At 58.6% G+C, this 19,554-nt stretch carries 23 protein-coding genes, 5 tRNA genes and 1 pseudogene; 21 read left to right on the top strand and 8 right to left on the bottom strand.

The genetic code is table 11. From position 1 onward, the window contains the following. Positions 1-597: 597 nt before the first annotated feature. On the bottom strand, positions 598-876 hold the full coding sequence (locus ACTG2J_RS10135) for a YcgL domain-containing protein (protein ID WP_005360946.1): 279 nt from the start codon (positions 874-876) through the stop codon (positions 598-600). A 107-nt stretch (positions 877-983) separates the two neighbouring features. Here ACTG2J_RS10135 and minC point away from each other — a divergent pair, with 107 nt between their 5' ends. From minC to mtgA, 5 genes are all read left to right on the top strand, one after another. Beyond that, entirely contained in the window at positions 984-1,703 is a 720-nt protein-coding gene (minC, locus tag ACTG2J_RS10130) for a septum site-determining protein MinC (protein WP_439988687.1), read from the top strand. A gap of 18 nt (positions 1,704-1,721) precedes the next feature. After that, positions 1,722-2,534: a septum site-determining protein MinD gene (gene minD, locus ACTG2J_RS10125; RefSeq protein ID WP_005336847.1), complete on the top strand. Its 813-nt coding sequence runs from the start codon at positions 1,722-1,724 to the stop codon at positions 2,532-2,534. A 2-nt stretch (positions 2,535-2,536) separates the two neighbouring features. Then, entirely contained in the window at positions 2,537-2,803 is a 267-nt protein-coding gene (gene minE / locus ACTG2J_RS10120) for a cell division topological specificity factor MinE (RefSeq protein WP_005336848.1), read from the top strand. A gap of 197 nt (positions 2,804-3,000) precedes the next feature. Next, positions 3,001-3,327, top strand: coding sequence for an HI1450 family dsDNA-mimic protein (locus ACTG2J_RS10115; RefSeq protein ID WP_005352317.1), 327 nt, complete (start codon positions 3,001-3,003; stop codon positions 3,325-3,327). Then, entirely contained in the window at positions 3,312-4,103 is a 792-nt protein-coding gene (gene mtgA / locus ACTG2J_RS10110) for a monofunctional biosynthetic peptidoglycan transglycosylase (protein WP_439997450.1), read from the top strand. Before ACTG2J_RS10115 ends, mtgA begins: the two co-directional genes overlap by 16 nt. 3 nt (positions 4,104-4,106) lie before the next feature. Here mtgA and ACTG2J_RS10105 read toward each other — a convergent pair whose 3' ends face one another. Continuing rightward, positions 4,107-4,235: a hypothetical protein gene (locus ACTG2J_RS10105; protein ID WP_439997449.1), complete on the bottom strand. Its 129-nt coding sequence runs from the start codon at positions 4,233-4,235 to the stop codon at positions 4,107-4,109. A 147-nt stretch (positions 4,236-4,382) separates the two neighbouring features. On the opposite strand from ACTG2J_RS10105, the gene ACTG2J_RS10100 reads away from it, so the two are divergent. Next, positions 4,383-4,706, top strand: coding sequence for an HI1450 family dsDNA-mimic protein (locus ACTG2J_RS10100; RefSeq protein WP_005336851.1), 324 nt, complete (start codon positions 4,383-4,385; stop codon positions 4,704-4,706). Positions 4,707-4,761: 55 nt separating this feature from the next. On the opposite strand, the gene ACTG2J_RS10095 is transcribed toward ACTG2J_RS10100, so the two are convergent. Both ACTG2J_RS10095 and ACTG2J_RS10090 read right to left on the bottom strand, forming a co-directional pair. Continuing rightward, complete coding sequence (locus ACTG2J_RS10095; RefSeq protein WP_005360950.1) at positions 4,762-5,073, bottom strand: DUF1289 domain-containing protein; 312 nt, start codon at positions 5,071-5,073, stop codon at positions 4,762-4,764. 1 nt (position 5,074) lies between these two features. Next, positions 5,075-5,953: a CvfB family protein gene (locus ACTG2J_RS10090; protein ID WP_005345791.1), complete on the bottom strand. Its 879-nt coding sequence runs from the start codon at positions 5,951-5,953 to the stop codon at positions 5,075-5,077. Positions 5,954-6,184: 231 nt separating this feature from the next. Between ACTG2J_RS10090 and ACTG2J_RS10085 the strand changes: the two genes are divergently transcribed. The 4 genes from ACTG2J_RS10085 to ACTG2J_RS10070 all read left to right on the top strand — a co-directional run bounded on the left by ACTG2J_RS10085 (position 6,185) and on the right by ACTG2J_RS10070 (position 8,568). Further along, complete coding sequence (locus ACTG2J_RS10085) at positions 6,185-7,399, top strand: UPF0149 family protein (protein ID WP_439988689.1); 1,215 nt, start codon at positions 6,185-6,187, stop codon at positions 7,397-7,399. A gap of 170 nt (positions 7,400-7,569) precedes the next feature. After that, positions 7,570-8,034, top strand: coding sequence for a MarR family winged helix-turn-helix transcriptional regulator (locus ACTG2J_RS10080; protein WP_005336856.1), 465 nt, complete (start codon positions 7,570-7,572; stop codon positions 8,032-8,034). A 2-nt stretch (positions 8,035-8,036) separates the two neighbouring features. Further along, the gene (locus ACTG2J_RS10075; protein WP_257724851.1) at positions 8,037-8,225 is read left to right on the top strand and encodes a DUF4250 domain-containing protein; all 189 of its coding nucleotides are present in this window, start codon (positions 8,037-8,039) and stop codon (positions 8,223-8,225) included. A gap of 163 nt (positions 8,226-8,388) precedes the next feature. Beyond that, complete coding sequence (locus tag ACTG2J_RS10070; protein WP_005345799.1) at positions 8,389-8,568, top strand: hypothetical protein; 180 nt, start codon at positions 8,389-8,391, stop codon at positions 8,566-8,568. A gap of 183 nt (positions 8,569-8,751) precedes the next feature. Here the strand turns inward: ACTG2J_RS10070 and ACTG2J_RS10065 are convergent, their stop codons facing one another. Then, positions 8,752-9,339, bottom strand: coding sequence for an FMN-dependent NADH-azoreductase (locus ACTG2J_RS10065; RefSeq protein WP_439988690.1), 588 nt, complete (start codon positions 9,337-9,339; stop codon positions 8,752-8,754). Positions 9,340-9,565: 226 nt separating this feature from the next. Here ACTG2J_RS10065 and ACTG2J_RS10060 point away from each other — a divergent pair, with 226 nt between their 5' ends. The 4 genes from ACTG2J_RS10060 to ACTG2J_RS10045 all read left to right on the top strand — a co-directional run bounded on the left by ACTG2J_RS10060 (position 9,566) and on the right by ACTG2J_RS10045 (position 13,127). After that, complete coding sequence (locus ACTG2J_RS10060; protein ID WP_101530832.1) at positions 9,566-10,456, top strand: DMT family transporter; 891 nt, start codon at positions 9,566-9,568, stop codon at positions 10,454-10,456. An 84-nt stretch (positions 10,457-10,540) separates the two neighbouring features. After that, positions 10,541-11,719: a formate-dependent phosphoribosylglycinamide formyltransferase gene (purT, locus tag ACTG2J_RS10055; protein ID WP_421312162.1), complete on the top strand. Its 1,179-nt coding sequence runs from the start codon at positions 10,541-10,543 to the stop codon at positions 11,717-11,719. Positions 11,720-11,844: 125 nt separating this feature from the next. Then, positions 11,845-12,504 (top strand): hexitol phosphatase HxpB, encoded by a 660-nt coding sequence (gene hxpB / locus ACTG2J_RS10050; protein WP_421312164.1) that lies wholly within the window; start codon positions 11,845-11,847, stop codon positions 12,502-12,504. A gap of 419 nt (positions 12,505-12,923) precedes the next feature. Continuing rightward, on the top strand, positions 12,924-13,127 hold the full coding sequence (locus ACTG2J_RS10045; RefSeq protein WP_005336871.1) for a CPXCG motif-containing cysteine-rich protein: 204 nt from the start codon (positions 12,924-12,926) through the stop codon (positions 13,125-13,127). 174 nt (positions 13,128-13,301) lie between these two features. On the opposite strand, the pseudogene ACTG2J_RS10040 reads toward ACTG2J_RS10045, so the two are convergent. Continuing rightward, positions 13,302-13,918, bottom strand: a pseudogene (locus ACTG2J_RS10040) (riboflavin synthase subunit alpha). Positions 13,919-14,020: 102 nt separating this feature from the next. Beyond that, positions 14,021-14,923, bottom strand: coding sequence for a DMT family transporter (locus ACTG2J_RS10035; RefSeq protein WP_439988691.1), 903 nt, complete (start codon positions 14,921-14,923; stop codon positions 14,021-14,023). Between the two features lie 130 nt (positions 14,924-15,053). On the opposite strand from ACTG2J_RS10035, the gene ACTG2J_RS10030 reads away from it, so the two are divergent. The 7 genes from ACTG2J_RS10030 (at position 15,054) to ACTG2J_RS10000 (ending at position 17,425) form a co-directional block, all read left to right on the top strand. After that, the gene (locus ACTG2J_RS10030) at positions 15,054-15,260 is read left to right on the top strand and encodes a YaeP family protein (protein ID WP_005352334.1); all 207 of its coding nucleotides are present in this window, start codon (positions 15,054-15,056) and stop codon (positions 15,258-15,260) included. A gap of 148 nt (positions 15,261-15,408) precedes the next feature. Next, positions 15,409-16,788 (top strand): MATE family efflux transporter, encoded by a 1,380-nt coding sequence (locus tag ACTG2J_RS10025; RefSeq protein WP_439988692.1) that lies wholly within the window; start codon positions 15,409-15,411, stop codon positions 16,786-16,788. Positions 16,789-16,947: 159 nt separating this feature from the next. Then, a tRNA-Val gene (locus ACTG2J_RS10020) sits at positions 16,948-17,024 on the top strand. Between the two features lie 12 nt (positions 17,025-17,036). Beyond that, positions 17,037-17,113, top strand: a tRNA-Val gene (locus ACTG2J_RS10015). 18 nt (positions 17,114-17,131) lie between these two features. Further along, positions 17,132-17,208: transfer RNA gene (locus ACTG2J_RS10010), tRNA-Val, on the top strand. A gap of 25 nt (positions 17,209-17,233) precedes the next feature. Next, a tRNA-Val gene (locus ACTG2J_RS10005) sits at positions 17,234-17,310 on the top strand. Positions 17,311-17,348: 38 nt separating this feature from the next. Beyond that, positions 17,349-17,425, top strand: a tRNA-Val gene (locus ACTG2J_RS10000). 170 nt (positions 17,426-17,595) lie between these two features. Here the strand turns inward: ACTG2J_RS10000 and ACTG2J_RS09995 are convergent. After that, complete coding sequence (locus ACTG2J_RS09995) at positions 17,596-19,431, bottom strand: sigma 54-interacting transcriptional regulator (protein ID WP_101530828.1); 1,836 nt, start codon at positions 19,429-19,431, stop codon at positions 17,596-17,598. Positions 19,432-19,554 lie beyond the last annotated feature (123 nt).

The raw sequence follows: 19,554 nt of genomic DNA, 5'->3' as shown, positions 1-19,554 counted from the left end.
GCCACGCTTTCACACCTAATCGATATCGAGATGGTCCCTCATCTCAATATCCCCCTTTGGTCATACCCTTGTTTGGCAAGACGCGGTTACCGCTCACCCTGCGGATTATCACGCCGCCACATTGATTGCCTCCTATGTGGCACTTTCGTGATCAGGGCAAACAATCAAGTACACAAACAGGGGGTTAGCTCATCATTTTGGCCACAGCGCATCGCGCAAACTGGTTTTAGCACCGTTATCACCGCCCTCTTTACGCCCTATTTGATGTAAAACGCATCAAGCAGTGGAGGCCAAAAAAGCGCCCAAGGAAGAGGCTGAAAATAATCGATGAATGGGCCAATAGCCGTTGAAATGGCGGATATGAGTACGCGCCACTCGCTATTTTTGTGAGCGCCAGCAAAGGTTGAGGATATGGTGTTGGGAGCAGATTGACTTTCTATTTAAACAGCGAAAAGTGAATATCACCAAAGGGAGGGTTTAATTTGGCCAGATCCTGTCACGGGATTATCGCAGGCCACCTCACCGGGGCCGGAATGCGTCATGCAGAGTCACAAAGAATTAGCCCCGCTGGGCAGAACGCACCACGGGGCTGGATATTCAGGATGGTTTTTTCAGGCTGGCCTTGTGCTGTTCCAGCAAATTCTCAGGGGGCGGTGGCACCTGCAGGTAGAACCCCTGGTTGGTCAGCGCGGCCATCACCTTGCCGACATCAGCCAGCCCCAAGGGCTTGGCCGGATCCAGCTTGGTCATCAGCACCAGCTCGGGACGCCCGAATGCGCTCAGCAGTGGCTCGGGAACGCGGGAGAAATCCTCTCTTTTTTCAACAAAAAGGTAGGTCTCGGCTTTTTTGCGACTTTTATAGACTGCACACAACATGGAAATTGATATAATCCGACGAGTTTATTGCCTCTGATGGGGGCAAACTATAACATCAGGAATTGAATAACAATAACGGATTAGCATCTCTGCCTCGGGGAAGATTCATGGTTGAGCGCGATAACGAATTGAAAGGGACCACCTTCACTATTTCTGTGTTGCATATCAGCGATGGCGAGCCTGAGCGGATACGTCAGTTGTTGGCCGAAAAAGTGGCCCAGGCACCCTACTTTTTTAATTGCGCACCGCTGGTGATCAATGTTTCCCGACTGGAACATATTCCCGATTTCGAACAGCTCAAGGAGCTGGTGGAGTCCGAAGAATTTGTGCTGGTCGGCATCACGGGGGCGCGCAGTGAAGAGATGAAGACGGCCGCCAAGGCGGTGGGACTGGCCGTGATGGCCTCGGGCAAGAGTCGCAAGAGCGAACCGGAACCCGAGCCTGCCCCCGCGCCAGCCGCCCCTGAGGTGGTTCCCGAGCCCGAACCCGCCCCCTTGATCCCGAGCAAGGTACATGTGGGACCGGTTCGTTCCGGCCAGCAGATTTACGCCGCCGGCACCTCGCTGGTGGTGCTGGGGTCCGTCAGTCCGGGAGCCGAAGTGCTCGCCGACGACAGCATTCATATTTATGGCACCCTGCGTGGCAGAGCCATTGCCGGTGCCCGGGGAAACACCCAGGCCCGGATCTATTGCCAGCAATTACAGGCCGAGCTGCTCTCCATCGCGGGCACATTCCAGCTGAGCGATGCATTGCAGGCAGGCCTGATCCAGCAACCGGTACACGTCCGGCTGGACAATGAACAACTCCGAATAGACCGTATCAAATAGAGTTACAAGGAAGCGAGAATGGCGCGAATCATAGTCGTTACATCGGGTAAAGGTGGCGTTGGCAAGACCACAACCAGTGCGGCCCTGAGCACCGGCTTAGCCCAGCGTGGTCACAAGACAGTGGTCATTGACTTTGACATCGGTCTGAGAAACCTGGATCTCATCATGGGCTGCGAGCGGCGCGTGGTGTATGACTTCGTCAACGTCATCAACGGGGAAGCAAACCTCAATCAGGCGCTGATCAAAGACAAACGCTCGGAAAATCTGTTTATCCTGCCCGCCTCCCAGACCCGGGACAAAGATGCCCTCACCCGTGAGGGGGTCGAGAAGATCCTGGATCAGCTGGCGGAGATGAAGTTCGATTACATCGTCTGCGACTCCCCGGCGGGGATCGAGGCGGGCGCGCTGATGGCGCTCTATTTTGCCGACGAAGCGATCGTCACCACCAACCCGGAAGTCTCTTCCGTGCGTGACTCCGACCGCATCCTTGGTATCCTGGCCTCCAAGTCCCGTCGCGCCGAACGTGGCGAAGACCCCATCAAAGAGCACCTGCTGCTGACGCGCTACTGCCCGACCCGCGTCAACCGCGGCGACATGCTGAGCGTGCAGGATGTGCAGGAGATCCTGGCCATCCCGTTGCTCGGGGTGATCCCGGAGTCCCAGGCGGTGCTGCGCGCCTCCAACTCCGGTGAACCGGTTATTCTGGACAAGGAGTCCGATGCCGGTCAGGCCTACGAAGATGCGGTGTCCCGCCTGCTGGGCGATGCCAAGGAATTTCGTTTTCTGGAAGAAGAGAAGAAGGGCTTCTTTAGCCGACTGTTCGGGAGTTAAACATGTCATTATTGGATTATTTTCGTTCCAACAAGAAACAGAACACCGCACAACTGGCCAAAGAGCGGTTGCAGATCATTGTTGCTCACGAGCGTTCATCCAGAGGGGGGCCGGATTACCTGCCCCAGCTCAAGCAGGATATCCTCGATGTGATCCGCAAATACGTCAACATTGATCCGGAGAAGATAACCGTCCAACTGGATCAGAAGAGTGATGAGCTGTCGGTACTGGAGCTCAACATCACCTTCGCCGATGACAAGAAGGGATGAGCTGACGCCCTATGCGTGACCCCTTCCCCCAATGAAGACCGGATCCTGTCACTGGATCCGGTTTTTTATTGGCACAAAAACAGGTCACAGCGGCTCGCCTCATCTCGCCAAGGGGTCTGCCGACCGCTAGAATAGCGCCGCCCCGCAGGCTGTGATCTGCGATGGCACCTTTTTCTCTTTTCTGGAACAGACCGCTTATGTCTATGAATGACGAAATGCACAGCGTCGAGGAACTGCTCGATACCGCCCTCGAACTCTTTATGGAGCTGGCCTCTGACAACCTGCCGGAGCAGGAGATCGCCCGCTTCAATCAGGAGTTCAACGATCGCGGCCTGCTGGCCGAAACCGATCCGGCCGATGACTGGGAAGCGGACGTGGGTTTTGCGGTGAGCGACACCGACTATGCCGAGATCTGGGTCGGCCTTGGCAACGAAGAACAAGAGTATGAGCACCTGTTTGCCCGCATGCTGCTCTCCCGCCGTGTTGACGAGAAGTTCTGCCACATCGAATGGCTGCCCCAATAATTCCGGATCCCGATGATCCCAGCCACTATCAGTGGGAGTCTGACCCTGACGCCGTGGCCCCCGTGCGCGCATCTGCATCGTTTGGGCGCCGGGTGTTGAGGTGGGCAGGCAAGATCGCGCTGGCCGGGCTGCTCTGCTCGGTCGGCTCGGTCGCCTTGCTGCGTTTTATTGATCCGCCGATGTGGAGCTGGCGTATCGAGCGGGCTCTATTTCCGCCCGCCAAAATCACCCAGGTGCGCCATGAGTGGGTGGATCTGGAGTCCATCTCCAAAGAGCTGCAACTGGCGGTGATCGCCGCCGAGGATCAGCGCTTTGCCGATCACAACGGCTTTGACATGGATGCCATCAACGCGGCACTCAAGCACAACCAGCACAGCGAACGGGTGCGCGGTGCCAGCACCCTCAGCCAGCAGACCGCCAAGAACCTCTTTATGTGGAGTGATCGCAGCTTCCTTCGCAAGGGGCTGGAGGCCTGGTTTACCCTGCTGATGGAGCTGGGTTGGGACAAGGCCCGCATTCTCGAGGTCTATCTCAATATCGTGGAGTTCGGCCCCGGCATCTATGGCGCCGAAGCCGCGGCCCGTACCTACTTTGGCAAACCGGCCAGCCGCTTGACCCGCTACGAGTCATCCCTGCTGGCTGCAGCCCTGCCCAATCCGTGGCGCTATCGGGTCAAGCCCCCTTCACCCTATGTGCAGAAGCGCTCGGTCTGGATCCGCCGCCAGATGGGACAACTGGGTCAGATCACCCTCAATCGGGTGCATCAGGCCGACTGATCCTCAGGGCTGATCGGGTTTCTCCGGTGGGCCCAGATGACCGCCCACCGTCTCGCGGTGAAGCGGCAGATAGTGCCACCACCAGGCCTCGCGCCGTCGCTTGATCTGTTGCCGCCGTCCCCGCTGCTTCATCCCCTCACTCCCTGCCAGATGATCCGCGCCTTAACCATACTCCCCCAACGGCAACTTGGACAGGCCAGCCACGCCCGGCGTACTGGTCTGGCCGCCACAGCCAATAATTGTTACAGTAGCGAACCTCGATGTATCTGGAGTGATTTCATGGAACAGCGTACCCCGGATCAGCTGGTCGAATGGGCCTATGATCAGTTTCTTGAGCAGGCCGCCGATATGCTGGCCCCCGAACAAATTGTCGACATCACCCTGGAGTTTGAGCAGCGTGGCGCCGTGGAGGCGACCCTGCCCAATGCCGACTGGTCGACCGAGCTGGGTGAGCCGGTTGATATGGAGCGCTGGGTCGAAGTGTGGGTCGGTTTGCTGGATCATCAGGATGAGTTTGAGGTGATCTTCGCCACCTTCCTGCTGCCCCGTCTGTTGACCGAAGATCAAGTGCATGTGCGCTGGCATCGCCAGCAGCAGGCATAAAAAAGGCGCCATCGGCGCCTTTCTTGTTTCTATGCTCTTTTATTTCTGTTCTCTGCTAATCCTGCGCCGCGATGGCCTTGGCCAGACAGCGGCGGCACCAGCAAGCGCTGGCCTCCTGCATCGGCAATACCGGCAACTGGCTGCACCAGCACTGGGCGATGGTCTGACCGGCAGAGACGGCGCAATAGGCCGGTTCGCCACAACCCGGACAGCGGTGGGTGCTTTTCGAGCCATTCAGCTCGGCCATCACCGCCAGCTGGGCCTTGCTATCCATCGCCGACCAGTGGCCGATCTCGGTCAAGGTACGGCCACAACCAAGGCAAAGCCCATCTTTCGCCTTGCAGAGGCCAACACAGGGGCTCGGCATCTTATTCGCTATCCTGCGCCTGCTCGCCTGCTTGTACCTGCGCGGCACCGGCATCGGTCAGGGTAATAGCGTTATCTTCGATGACAATCTTGCCCTGCTTGTAGAGGCCACCGATCGCCTTCTTGAAGGTGCCCTTGCTCATGCTGAACAGCTTGTAGATGAGCTCGGGTTCGCTCTTGTCACCCACCGCCAGACTGCCGCCCTGCTTTTTCATCCGGCTCAGAATGCGTTCACCAGCGTCATCAACCCGCGCCAGACCAGGCTTTTGCAGGGTCAGATCGAGCTTGCCATCTTCGCGTACCTGCTTGACCCAGGCGGTTTGCGGCCGACCGGTCATCACCCGGCCAAACACTTCGTTCTTGAACAGCATGCCGGGATACTGACCGTTGACGATCACCTTGATGCCAAGGGGCGAGTGCTCACCCGGCAGCGCGGTCACTTCGTCACCAACCTTGAAGTTGCTGCCGGCCGGGGTCAGGAAACGCTCGATGCGGCTGGTGCCGACCATGCGCCCTTCGTTATCCAGTTGCAGACGCACCAGATAAACGTGGCCCACCTGCATCGGCTTGTTCTGCTCACGGCTGGGCACAAACAGATCCTTTTTCATGCCCCAGTCGAGGAAGGCACCAATCTTGTTGGCATTGACCACTTTCAGACCGGCAAATTCGTCCACCATGGCAAATGGCTTGTCGGTGGTGATCACCGGTTCGCAATCGGCATCCAGATAGAGGAAGACCTGCACGCTATCCCCCTCTTTCACCCCTTCCGGCAGTTGACGCTTGGGCAGCAGCAGTTCACCGTACTCATCGGCCGCAAGCCAGGCGCCACGGTCTTCGAGTTCAACAACGGTGAGGGTGTTCATCTTGCCAATCTGTATCATGGTGCTCTCTTTTTTCATTACCCGGATGGGCCAACTGAACATGGCCCCTATGGGCGCGCATGTTACCTCAAGAGCGGTGATCCGGCCTAGTCCCCAAGCCACCACGAGCCGCCCTTTCGCTCCGATCTTATCCGCCAATGGTGATTAAATCGCCAAACAGGCGGCCATTTGCTGCAAATAACCCCACTTTTAGGTAGACTTCGCGGCTGTTCAAATCCAGAGGAACTGTCGATGAACCCATCCACTCGTACCCGCCATCTTAATCAATGGATCCAGAGCCACAGCGATCAGGACATGACCTACCCGGCCCTGCACGGTTTTCTCTGTGCTCGTCTGGTGGGGCCAGAGACCCCTGACTGGCAACACCCGCTGGCTGGTCTGCTGGAACAGGATGCCGAGTTGGATGAAAAAAGCGCAGAAGCCCTCAACCACCTGATCGCCGAGCTGGAATCCCAAGCCGACGACGCCCAGCTGGCCCTGCCCAGCCAGTGCCGCCTGCCCAGCGATAACCCCGAGCAGGTGTTCGAACAGAGCCACCCCCTCGGTCAATGGTGTTATGGCTTCAGCATGGGTTTTGCCACCTGGCCCAAGCCGAAGGATTTGAACGACCCGACCACCCAGTACCGCTTCAGTCTGGCCGCCGAGCTGAGCCTGTTTCGCGACAAGCAGATGGCCCAGATGCTCTATAGCGCCGCCGCCAGCGAGCTTCCCTTTGTCGAGTTCTGCAAACGCCAGCGCCAGAACATGAAAACCGCCCTCAACCAGTTACTCAACCTCGACCAGTATCAGGCCGCCCCCAGCACCGATGTCGTCCTCAATGGCGAGCAGGCCCAACAGTGGCAGACCTGGTTCGAGCTGGCCGACAACTGCCGCGATCATCAGGCCCGCCTCGGCTGGTTCGAGAAGATCATCGCCGATGCCACTCCGCTCTTTGACGACGCCTTCTGGCAGCAAATCGCCGGCCACGGCTGGAGTGCCCCCGAGCTGCGCCCTCTGCTGGCCGCCAGAGCCGGCCGCGCCGACTGCCTGCTGCGCCTTGGCAAGCTGGGCGAGGCCAAAGCGGAGTATCTGGCGCTGCTGACAATCTGCGTGGCCGATGAGCTGGGTTGCCGCTACAACCTCTCCACCCTCTATGCACTGCAAGGGGATTGGCAGGCGTTGGCCGCCCTGCTGGTGCGCTTCGATGAAGCCTCCAGCTGGTTGCTCTATAACAAGGCGCTGATGGTCTTTGCTACCGAGGGTGCCGAGGCAGCCAAGCCCCATCTGCTGGTCGCCATCGAGGCCAACCCGCACATTCCGGCCTGCCTGCTGGGTCAGCGCAAGCTGCCCAAACAGGAGCCACAAAGCTGGCAAGCGGGCAGCCGAGACGAGGCCGCGCTCTACGCCATCCACACTCGTGAGGCCTGGCTCAAGCAGAACGCCCTCATCTGGTTGCGTAAAGGCTGAACAGCGTTGGCTTAAAATCCCGTCGGTCAGACCCGGTTTTTCCTTGAGGGCGTGCGCCACCGCACATTTCATCGCAACCGGGTCAGACAAATCAGCTTGAGTTTCGTATCATCAATGTCAAAGTATCAAAAGAAACTGCATCTGATGCAGCCGTCACAGCAGGGTGTAATATGTCAAAAATCATAGCGTTACTCGCTCACTACCCGCCCTATCAGTTGGTACATGCCGCCGAGATGCTACGGGATACCTTCGAACAGTTTTATGAACAGCGTTACCAGCTGACCGTGCCGCAATGGCGCCTGATGATGGTGCTCGGCCCCAACTACCCCATCAGCCAGAAAGAGCTGGTCGAGGCGAGCGGCATGGACAAGGTGCGCATCTCTCGCGAGATCCGCCGTCTGGTCGAAAAAGGGATCATCTTTACCGAGAGCAGCGAGCAGGATAAACGCATCAGCCTGGTCTCCCTCACCAATGCCGGGCTCGCCCTCTTCCTGCAGCTCAAAAGTGAAGCGGGCAGCTGGCAACATACCCTGACCGACTATCTGCCTAGCGAATCCCGCGAGGCGATCCGCCAGCATCTGCACAGCGTCAGCGCCGCCATCGAGCAGCTGCAATCACTGGATCGGGAGAAATAATCATGGATTTGAAAAAATTCGCCACCATGGACATCAACATGCTGCTGAGCGTCGTCAATATGCAGCTGCGAGATCGCTATGACGATCTTGATGATCTCTGCAAGGCGCAGGAGATCGATCAGACTGCACTGGAAGCGCGGCTCGCCAGCGGCGATTTTCACTACCAGCCAGCGCAGAAACAGTTCAGATAAAGAGAGCTAGCGGGATCGGGATCACAGCGCCAGTGATGGCGCTGGTTCTGCGGTAAAAACCTGATATGGTCTGAAGAGCCCCAACAGGGTGATGCACGGATACATCACCCTGTCACAAGAGGGCATTAAAATCGTTTCAGGTGAGCAAACCAAGGATGACCCCATGATATTGATGACCCGACAGAGCCTGTTGATCACGCTCTGTACCCTGTTGATGATCAGCCTCTTCACACCCCACTTGCCGCAAAGTACCGAACAGTGGCTAACCACCCTCTTGCTTGGCCTGCTGGTCACGGTGGCATTGCTGCTGGTGCGTGGTTGTCGTCGCTTTATGATGGAGTAGTGACTCCGCCGGAACGTCTATACCGACCGCTTGCCGCGATACCCTCTATAGCAGCAACGTCTGTCGCAATCGTATCTAGCCCAAAAACAAACGCAGCCTGATGGCTGCGTTCTTGTATCTGGCGGGGCAACCCCTTGAAGAGATAACCCCTGACGGGATAGATAGCCCTTATAGAGAGAGCCCTTAGATAGCCAGAGCCTCAAGCTGCGCTTTGGCCGCTTCCATCCCCTTGCTCTGGGCATCCGGGCCCATCCCCATCCCCTCGGCGTAGATGAAATCCACCTCTTTGATACCGATGAAACCGAGCACGGTACGCATGTAGGGGGTGACCAGATCGGTGGCGCTGCCAACGTGCATGCCGCCACGGGGGCTGCTCACCAGCGCACGGGTATTTTCAACCATACCCACCGGGCCGGTCTCGGTATAGCGGAAGGTGACGCCAGCGCGAGCCACCAGATCAATCCAGTTTTTCAGCTGGGTCGGGATGTTAAAGTTGTACATGGGGGCCGCAATCACCACCAAGTCGCTCGCTTTGAGTTCGGCAATCAGCTCGTCGGACTGGGCGATCACCGCCAGTTGACGCTCATTGAGGTTGTCACCACCGCGCAGGCCGGAGGCCAACTCGCCATCCAGCACCGGCAAGTTGAGGGCCGCCAGATCACGCACGGTGACGGCATCATCCTGATGGTCAGCCAGGAAACCGTCTATCAGGGCGTTGGATTGGGAATATTGACCCAGGATGCTGGATTTGAGTACGAGGATATTGGCCATGGTGAAACTCCATTTGGTTGTCGGTTGAACAGCGTTGCTGTCGATGGAGGTCACTCTAAACATTGTGCTTATTTGCTGATAGCGAAAATAGATGCTCAACTTGTTCAAATTTTTTGATGCAAGGCCACTTCCTCGCCAGCCAACCCTGCGGCCGCGCTTCAACCCTTGGCAGAACAAACGATTGCCGTTATGATCCGCCGCACTTTTTTCCAGCGACCCGGATCCCATGATACCCTCGCGCAGGCACTCTCCTTTGGCCGGTGCAGTCTGGATGATGGTGGCAGGACTCTGCTTCGCCGCCGTCAACAGCCTGAGCCAGTATGTCAGCTTCAAACTCGGCCTTGCCTCTACCCAGGTAGCCTTCCATCAATACCTGATCGCCCTGATCTGCCTGCTGCCCTGGCTGGTTCGCCATGGCCTGCGCCAATCCCTGATGACCAATCAGTTCCGGTTGCACCTGTTGCGGGTATTGCTGGCGGTGATCGGCATCCAGCTCTGGCTCTGGGCACTGGCGTACCCCGTCCCCATCTGGCAGGGGATCGCCCTGCTGATGACCTCACCGCTGTTTGCCACCCTGGGCTCCGCCCTGCTGCTCAAGGAGCAGGTGAGCCGCGCCCGCATTCTGGCCACCCTGGCGGGCTTTGCCGGCGCCATGCTGATCCTCGCCCCCTGGACTGACGAATTCAACTGGGCCTCCCTACTGCCGGTGGCGGCGGCGCTGTTCTGGGCAGGTTACTCCCTGATGGTGCGCTATCAGGCAGCCAACGAATCATCCCACACCATAGTGGTCTACCTGCTTATTTTCAGTACCCCGTTCAACGTCATGCTGGCCCTGCCGGAGTGGCAGTGGCCAAGCGAGAGCCAGTGGCTGCTGGTAGCCGCTTCCGGCGTGCTGACGGCGCTGGCCCAGATGTCCATCGCTCGCGCCTACAGCGTGGCGGAGGCCTCCTTCGTACAGCCTTTCGATTTTGCCAAGCTGCCGATGAACGTGCTGGCGGGCTGGCTGGTATTTGGCTGGGCCCCCCCCGGCCGTCTGTGGCTTGGCGCCGCTATCATCATTGGCGCCATTACCTTGCTGACCCATCTGGAGCAGCGCGCTCACAAACCCGTTTCCTGAGGTACGCCATGCGTGCCTCTTTTTTGTCCGCTATTCGTGCGATAGCGATCATCAACAATGACCATCGACATCAGGAGAGATCGTATGTTTGGAACCGCAACCCGCCCCGGCGCCACCCGTGCCCTGCTGCTGGGCTCCGGCGAACTTGGCAAGGAGGTCGCCATCGAGTTGCAACGCTTCGGGATCGAAGTGATCGCCGCCGACCGCTACCCCAATGCCCCCGCCATGCAGGTGGCGCACAAAGCCCACGTGCTGGATATGCTCGATGGCAACGCCCTGCGTGCCCTGGTCGCCGAGGTTAAACCCGACCTCATCATCCCCGAGATTGAAGCGATTGCCACCGATACCCTTGCAGCCCTTGAGCAAGAAGGGGTCAAGGTAGTGCCCAACGCCCGTGCTACCCAGCTCACCATGAACCGGGAAGGGATCCGCCGCCTCGCTGCCGAGACGCTGGGTCTGCCCACCTCCCCCTACCGCTTTGCCCAAAGCAAAGAGGAGTTTGTCGCCGCCGTCGAGGCTATCGGCCTGCCATGTGTGGTGAAACCTGTGATGAGTTCGTCCGGCAAGGGGCAGAGTGTACTGCGCGATCTCGCCAAGCTCGATGAGAGCTGGACCTACGCCCAGGAAGGCGGCCGCGCCGGTCGTGGCAAGGTGATCGTCGAGGGCTTCGTTCCCTTCGAGTACGAGATCACCCTGCTCACGGTACGCGCCGTCGATGGCATTCACTTCTGCGCTCCTATCGGCCACCGTCAGGAAGATGGCGACTATCGCGAATCCTGGCAGCCGCAGGTGATGAGCGAGCAGGCGCTGGCCCGCTCCAAAGAGGTTGCGGCCAAGGTGGTCGAGGCCCTCGGTGGTTACGGCCTGTTCGGAGTCGAGCTCTTTATCAGGGGTGATGAGGTGTGGTTCAGCGAAGTCTCTCCCCGCCCCCACGATACCGGCATGGTGACCCTGATCTCGCAGGATCTCTCCGAGTTCGCCCTGCACGTGCGCGCCATTCTGGGGCTGCCGGTCGGCACCATCACCCAGTACGGGCCGAGCGCCTCCGCCGTGGTACTGCGCGAAGGGCACAGCCAGAATATCTGCTATCAGGGGATTGGTGAGGCGTTGGCGCTGGTGCCGGGCGCCCAACTGCGGCTGTTTGGCAAACCGGAGATCGCCGGTCGCCGCCGTCTTGGCGTGGCGCTGGCCCGCGCAGAGGATTGCCAGGATGCGGTAGAGAAAGCCAAAGCCGTGGCCGCCAAGGTCGAGGTGCTGTTCTAAGGGCTTTTTGCCATAGCAAAACAAACGTTTGCCGATGTGATCGGGCGCAAGGGGCATGGCAATGCCCCTTTTGCATTTGCTCGTCAGGCTTATAATCCCCTCTTCAAATTTGTCAGGAGTACAAGATGTTAGCTGCCGTGATCTTCGATATGGATGGTGTTCTGATCGACTCGGAACCCTTTTGGCAACGGGCCCAGATCGCCGTTTTCTCCGAACTGGGTCACCCCCACACCGTCGAGGATTGTGAGTCGACCATCGGCGTGCGCATCGATCAGCTGGTTGCCCACTGGTATCGCCTGCGCCCGTGGAGCGGCCCAACTCAGGAAGAGGTGGTACAGCGCATTCTGGATCGGGTCAACGCCCTGATCCTCTCCGAAGGTCAGGCCAAAGCCGGTGTGCTGGAGGCGCTCGACCTTATCGAAGCCCGCGGCCTGAAAGTGGGTCTGGCGACCTCCTCCCCCTTTGCGATGGTAGAAGCGGTGCTCGGCAAACTCGGCATTCGCGATCGCTTTATGGCGGTGCACTCCGCAGAGGTGGAGCGTTTCGGCAAACCGCACCCGGATGTCTATATCCACGCTGCCGAGAAACTGGGGGTAGAGCCCGTCCATTGTCTAGCCATCGAAGACAGTTTTACCGGCCTGCTGGCGGCCAAGGCGGCCTCCATGACAGCGCTGATCGTGCCGGACCCCGCTTTGGTGGGTGACCCACGCTTGGCCATCGCCAACTACCAGCTCGGCTCGCTGGCCGAGCTCAATAGTGAAATGCTGGCCAGCTGGGCCAAATAATTCGCCCGCACCAGCCGTTCGCATCCTTCACGGGGCCGCAGGCATACCTGCCTGCGGCCCCGTTTTTATAGGTGAATCGGTGCCAAAGGATAGATACCCACCTAGCGGCAACAAGAGGAAAACCGGCCGGATGTGCTGCCCCCCTCCCGGATGGCCAAATGGCCTTTTTCGCCAGTAAAAACCGCCGTTCAGCCCCTTCCATTACCAACCAGTAGTTGGCAATAACAGCTACAAATCGCCGATTAGAAACCAACTTTCGGGCCATTTTTGCCCCGGCAGCGCCTGCTGATCCCCTTTTCCGATCCGGGTTTGATCCCTGTCATACCGCCTTCATAAACGTGCGCTTGCTCGCGGTTAGCCCGCGCCTGCGCAGCTAGAATCAAGGGAGACAGGCGGCCCGCGGGCCCGAGGAGGTTATCATGATCGAGTACACCAGCAAGCGCATCGTCTGCCCCCACTGCGGTCACCATACCCGGGTCGAGCTGGATGCCAGCCAGGGTGATCAGGAGTTTTACGAAGATTGCATGGCCTGTTGCAATCCGATCCACCTGCGGCTTCACCGCGACGAAGCCCGCGACTGTTTGCAGCTGTTTGTGGATGCGGATGACGAGCAACTGTTTTGATTACGAGTCACAAAAAGCCGAGCAGCTGCTGTGCCTTCAAGTCGCAAAGAGCTGAGCAGATGTTGTGACTGCGAGTCATAAAAAGTTGAGTAGATATTTTCACCATATGAATAACAAGGGCCTGCACACTGCAGGCCCTTGCTTATGAGGCGATTAACACCGAGCCGTTTCCTTTCAGTTACCCCCGCGCGCCGCCAGTACCCGCTCCACCGTATCGACGATTGCCTGGGTCTGGGGATCGATCTCGATATTGGTCTGCCAGCCCGCCTTTACCCAACCCAGATTGGTGCGGGCCAGGGTCTCGGGGATCAGGTGGACGCAGAACTCCCGCTCGCGCACCTCACCTATGGTCAGACTGATGCCATCGATGCCGATGTACCCCTTGGTCAGCACATATTTCATCAGCTCGGGAGCAAGGCGATACCACACCTGACGGTTGTTGGGGGTATCGATCACCGAGGTAACCTCTGCCATGCCGATGATATGGCCGGACATGGCATGACCGCCGATCTCGTCGCCAAAGCGGGCGGCCCGCTCCACATTGACCTTGTCCCCCACCTGCAGCTTGCCGAGGTTGGTCAGGCGCAGGGTCTCCTGCATCAGATCGAAGCTGACCAGCTCCCCCTCGACACGGGTGACGGTCAGGCATCAGCCGTTGTGAGCGACTGAGGCGCCGAGGGCCAGCCCTTCCCCCACTCCCGGCTGGGCATGCGGATCACGTGGGTACGAAATGAAGCACTCTCTTCGATGGCGACCAGCTCGGCCACACCTTGCACAATTCCGGTAAACATCATCACCTCTTTGTTTCTGGTAACACGCTCTGTTTTTTATCGCGGCCTGTGGCCGCTTCTTTTACATAATCCGTTTTTACACAATTCGTTTCGTACAAACTGTCACACCTGCTCCGCCGCCTCAGACCGCGCCAGCACACGAGCCCGGCGCTGGGAATGGATGACCACTATGCCAGCCAGCACGATGAGCAGACACCCCGCCATACTACTGAGGGTCGGCATTTCACCAAACATCAGATAGCCGCAGAGGGTAGAAAAAAAGATCTGGAAATAGAAGAAGGGCGCCAGAGTAGAGGCCTGCGCATACTGCATCGCCTTGATAAGGCAATATTGGGAGAGCAGGGTCACCACTGGTAGCGCCAGCAGATAGGGCAAGTCAGCAAGCCCAGGGAAGTGCCACAGTGCAGGCTGCCAGCAGAGTGCAACCATTGCCACCATCCCCAGCATGAAGCAGGTGACGATCAGGATATCGAGGGTGGTCAAACGTGGATCCACCAGCTTGGTGATGAGGTTGTAGCCGGTGTTGGCCAGCACAATGACCAGTGGCAGCAGATAGTAGAGGTTCGCGTCTCCCCCATCAGGATGGGTCACCACCAGCACGCCAAACAACTCCAGCAGCACGGCCGCCACCTTGGTCCGGGTCAGACGCTCCCTGAAAAAGATCACGCCCGCCACCACGAAGGCCAGCGAACCAAGCTGGCAAATGATGGTGTAGACGTTGAGCGGTACATGGGCCAGCGCAATCACCGAGACCAGCGCACAGACCAGAAACAGCAGCGAGCGCAACAATAGCCAGCGATCCACCGCCAGCAGCGCCGACATGGTGCGCCTTGGCAATAACAGCAGCAGACCGAGGAAAGGAACAAAGAAGCGAAACCAGACCATCTCCATCACGGAGTAGCCATGGAGTACCAGATATTTGTCTGCGCCATCCTTAAGCGTCAGGGCGAGAAGTGCAAACAGCGTCAGAAAGATCGCCAGTGAGTTGCGCGAAGAGAACAGCATCAAAGAGGCCGAAACAGGAAAAGGGGGTAACCAAACTAACGGGCTTGCCGCAAATTACAACCGCGAGACTGACAAAATGGGAGCAAAACCGCTATATTTGCTCGCCTTTTTACTTTCAAGGAAGCAAATCATGATGGTTTATGAGTGCTGTGAAGCGATCCGTATCGCCTATAACCAGATTGGCTCCGGCGAGCAGGGCTACGTGCCGAAGGCCATCGCCGCCACTATCCGTGCCCTCAACGCGGTCGCCGCCGATGAGCGGGTGCCCGCCGAACTGCGTGAACAGGCCGCCTATGCGGCAGCCAACCTGCTGATCAGCGATCACGAAGACGCCTGATCCCGCTGCCGGGGCGGCAACTATTTCGTCCTGGATGAATTTCAGGCTAAAATGCCTCCCCCACCCTTTGCATGCCCGCCCGGGTGTGCAAAGGCTCTTCCCGATTTCCGCTCTTTACTCTATCTATCTGATCCACTCGGAGGTGTCAGTGCAACGTTATTGGTCCGAGGCGAAGCAGCTCGTCCGTCTAGCCAGCCCCATACTGGTCGCCCAGGTCGCCCAGGTCGCCATGAACTTCGTCGATACCGTGATGGCGGGTCAGGTGAGTGCGGTCGATCTGGCCGCCGTGTCGGTGGCCTCCAGCTTCTGGCTACCGGTGATCCTGCTGGTGCAGGGGATCATCATGGCGCTCACCCCCATCGTTTCCCAGCTCAACGGCGCCCGCAAGCGGGATCAAATCCGCCCGGCCGTCCATCAGGGCTTCTGGCTGGCACTCATCGTCACCCCGCTGGCAATGATTGCGCTCTATTACAGCCCGCTGGCGCTGCAGTTCATGGATGTGGAGCCGGTGATGGCGGCCAAGACCACCGGCTACCTGCACGCCATCCTGTGGGGCCTGCCCGCCTTCGTGATGTTCCAGGTGCTGCGCAACTTCAGCGAGGGTCTCTCCCACACCATGCCCACCATGGTAATCGGCTTTGTCGGGCTGGCGGTCAATATCCCCGCCAACTACATCTTCATTCACGGTCACTTCGGCATGCCAAAGCTCGGCGGTGTCGGCTGTGGCGTGGCTACCGCCATCGTGCTGTGGGCCATGCTGCTGGCGATGATCCTCTACGTGAAGCTCTTCTCTCATTTCAAGGAGATCAACCTCTTCTCCCGACTCGCACGCCCCAACGGCAGCCGGATCTGGCGCTTGTTCCGCTTGGGCTTCCCCATCGCCATGGCCATCTTCTGCGAGGTGACCCTGTTTACCGTGGTGGCCCTGATGCTGGCCCCCTTCGGCGCCGAGACGGTGGCGAGCCACCAGATTGCCCTCAACTTCTCCAGCCTGGTCTTTATGCTGCCCCTCTCCATCGGGGTGGGTGTCACCATCCGGGTCGGCCACAGTATCGGTGAAGGGCAGCCCCATCATGCCCGGGTAGCGGCTCGCACCGGCTTGATGCTGGGGATGGCCATCGCCGCTGCTACTGCCGCCATGACGGTGCTGCTGCGCGAACAGATCGCCTCCATCTATACCGATGATCAGCAGGTGATCGTCCTGGCGGCCATTTTGCTGTTCTTCGCCGCCATCTATCAAATCTCCGACTCGGTGCAGGTGGTCGCGGCCGCCGCACTACGCGGTTACAAGGATACCCAGGCGATCTTCTACGTCACCATCGTCGCCTACTGGGGACTGGGGCTGCCCACCGGCATGATCCTGGGTCTGACCGACTGGCTGGTGCCGCGGATGGGGCCGCAGGGCTTCTGGATCGGCTTTATCGTCGGTCTCACCAGCGCGGCCCTGATGCTGGGGGCGAGATTGCGCTACATCTATGGCCGTTTTGCCACTCCGGAAGCCTGCACTACCCTGTCGCGAGCCCAGTAACAGGGCTTGGCAAGGGACAACTCGCCTGCAAAATCAACAGGCTGCGCAAGAACTGGGCAAACAGTCTCCTTTGTGCATATGGCCTGTTGACAGCCTTGGGGGGCATGGGTAGTATGCCGACCACGTCAGCAGCGCTGGCGTAGTGAAGTAAGAGAAAGTGGGTTTATAGCTCAGTTGGTTAGAGCACTACCTTGACATGGTAGGGGTCGTTGGTTCGAATCCAATTAAACCCACCACTTTTCTGTGATGCGTCCTTAGCTCAGCTGGTTAGAGCACCACCTTGACATGGTGGGGGTCGGTGGTTCGAATCCACTAGGACGCACCATTACAGAACACTGATTATGCGTCCTTAGCTCAGCTGGTTAGAGCATCACCTTGACATGGTGGGGGTCGGTGGTTCGAATCCACTAGGACGCACCATTCAGTTTGAAAGAAATGCAGATGTGGGTTTATAGCTCAGTTGGTTAGAGCACTACCTTGACATGGTAGGGGTCGTTGGTTCGAATCCAATTAAACCCACCACTTCTGCATAAAGAAATAAAAGTCGCATTGCGCACCCTGCGTCCTTAGCTCAGCTGGTTAGAGCATCACCTTGACATGGTGGGGGTCGGTGGTTCGAATCCACTAGGACGCACCAGATTAAAAAAGCCCGCTCATCGAGCGGGCTTTTTGCATTCTCCATGCAGCCACTCCCCTGCCCCGCCAATCCGTTCACTACCGACCGGGCAACGGCGCAGAGCCTTGTTCCCATAAAAAAACCCGTGTCATCCGATAAACGACACGGGCCGGATAGATGCCGCCAGATCTTCAGCTCTGCACGGCAATCTCGTACTTCTTTATCTTGCGATAGAGGGTGGCAATCCCAATCCCCAGCGCCTGTGCGGCCAGTTTTTTGTTGCCAAGCCGCTGCAGGGTCTCTTCTATCATCTGTTTTTCCATGCTCTCAAGACCGCTCTCACCCGGAACGGGCTCAGGCAGTTTCTCCGGCGTGGCGGCAAGCGGCGCTGTGGCAGGCACATTGAACGCCGCATCCAGGTCGGTCACCGGGATCGACTGGGCCGCCACGCGATGGGGCTCCTGATTGCGGATGATGTTGGGGGGCAGCAGACTGGCGTCAATCACTTCGCCCGCTTGGCTGACGTTGACCAGATATTCGATGAGGTTGCTGAGCTCACGGACGTTGCCCGGCCAGCGATACCCCTTGAGCAGCGCCATCACCTCGGGAGCCAAACCGGGATAGACGATGCCAATGCGGCTGGTGTGCAGGTTGAGGAAGTAGTGGGTCAGCAGCTCCACGTCCCCTTCCCGCTCCCGCAGCGGCGGCAGGTTGAGGGGGATGACGTTGATGCGATAGTAGAGATCTTCACGAAACTTCCCTTCGGCGATGTATTGATCGAGATGCTGGTGAGTAGCGGCGATGATGCGAATATCCACCGGCACCGGTCGGCTGGCCCCGATGGGGGTCACCTCCCGCAGCTCCAGCACCCGCAGCAGCTTGGCCTGCATGGTGAGCGGCATGTCGCCAATCTCGTCAAGGAACAGGGTGCCCTGATGGGCCGCCTGGATCAGGCCCTGTTTGCCACCGCTGGAGGCACCGGTAAAGGAGCCCTTCACATAACCAAACAGCTCGCTCTCCAGCAGTTGTTCGGGAATGGCGGCACAGTTGATGGCAATAAAAGGCTTGTCCTGCCGCGGACTCAGGCGATGAACGGCGCGGGCCACCACCTCTTTACCGGTACCGCTCTCGCCACAAATCAGCACGCTGGAGGGACTCTGGGCGATGCGGTGCAGTAGCCGCTTGAGGGTGCGCATCGGCTTGCTCTCGCCGATCAGCTGATCGATCCGCACATCCGGATCCGGCTCCTGCACCTGACCGGAGTGGGACTGGTGAAAGGCCATCAGAAAGAGCTGCTGCCCCTGCACATGATGTAGCTGGCCGATGATCAGCTCCTGACGACCTTCAAAGGTGATGATGTGCTGGAGATGACCACTCAGCCCCTGTTGGGAGAAGGTGAGCGGGCGGATCCCCACTTCGCGCCCCTGCAGCTGTTCCTGCTGGCAACCCAGATGATGGAGCGCCGCCTCGTTGGCGTAGAGCAGTTGACTCTTGTCATCGAGCAGCAGGCAACCCTGATCCATGTTGGTCATCAGATTGAGGAACACCTTGTTGACCCCGTCCGACAGCCCGCGTGAATCGAGCAGCTTGGCTACAAAGATGGTGGAGATATGGCGCACATAGTCGCACACATCCTGCAGATTGTTGTTGAGGCGCGCCTGCTGCTCGTCGCTGAAAGCCACCAAACTGATCACCCCGATGCAGCGCTCGTCCACCATGATGGGCACCCCGAGGAAGGCGCGCTCACGGCAGCTCTCCTTGCAGGTACAACCGTCACACACGGGATCATCACTGGTGTGGGTAACGATCTTCTCCCTTTGGTTATCAATCACATAGCGCAGCAGGCGGGAGTCGCCCTCCAGCTGACGTCCGAAGAACTTGCCATAGGGCCCGGTGCCAGCCACCCGAACCATATCGGCATCCACAATTTCGACCTCAAGCTGCAGCACACTCGCCAGCATCTTGGCAAAGCGCAAGATGGTCGGCTGGATCTGCATCAACAGACACTGGTTGCTCACGGATCTCATCCATCATTCCTTTTTGTTCTTGTTATCCTCCCCCGAAAGGGAGTCATGCTGGCCAGATACTAAGGGATATCAGGGGGAACTACTTCGGGGGGGATCACGAAAAGGGAAAATGATCCGTATCCT

Origin of the sequence: Aeromonas sp. 6P, from assembly GCF_051919525.1 — a bacterium.
GTDB classification, from domain to species: domain Bacteria; phylum Pseudomonadota; class Gammaproteobacteria; order Enterobacterales; family Aeromonadaceae; genus Aeromonas; species Aeromonas veronii.
The sequence above is the reverse complement of the archived record's forward strand: the minus strand, read 5'-3'. Positions and strand labels throughout refer to the sequence as shown.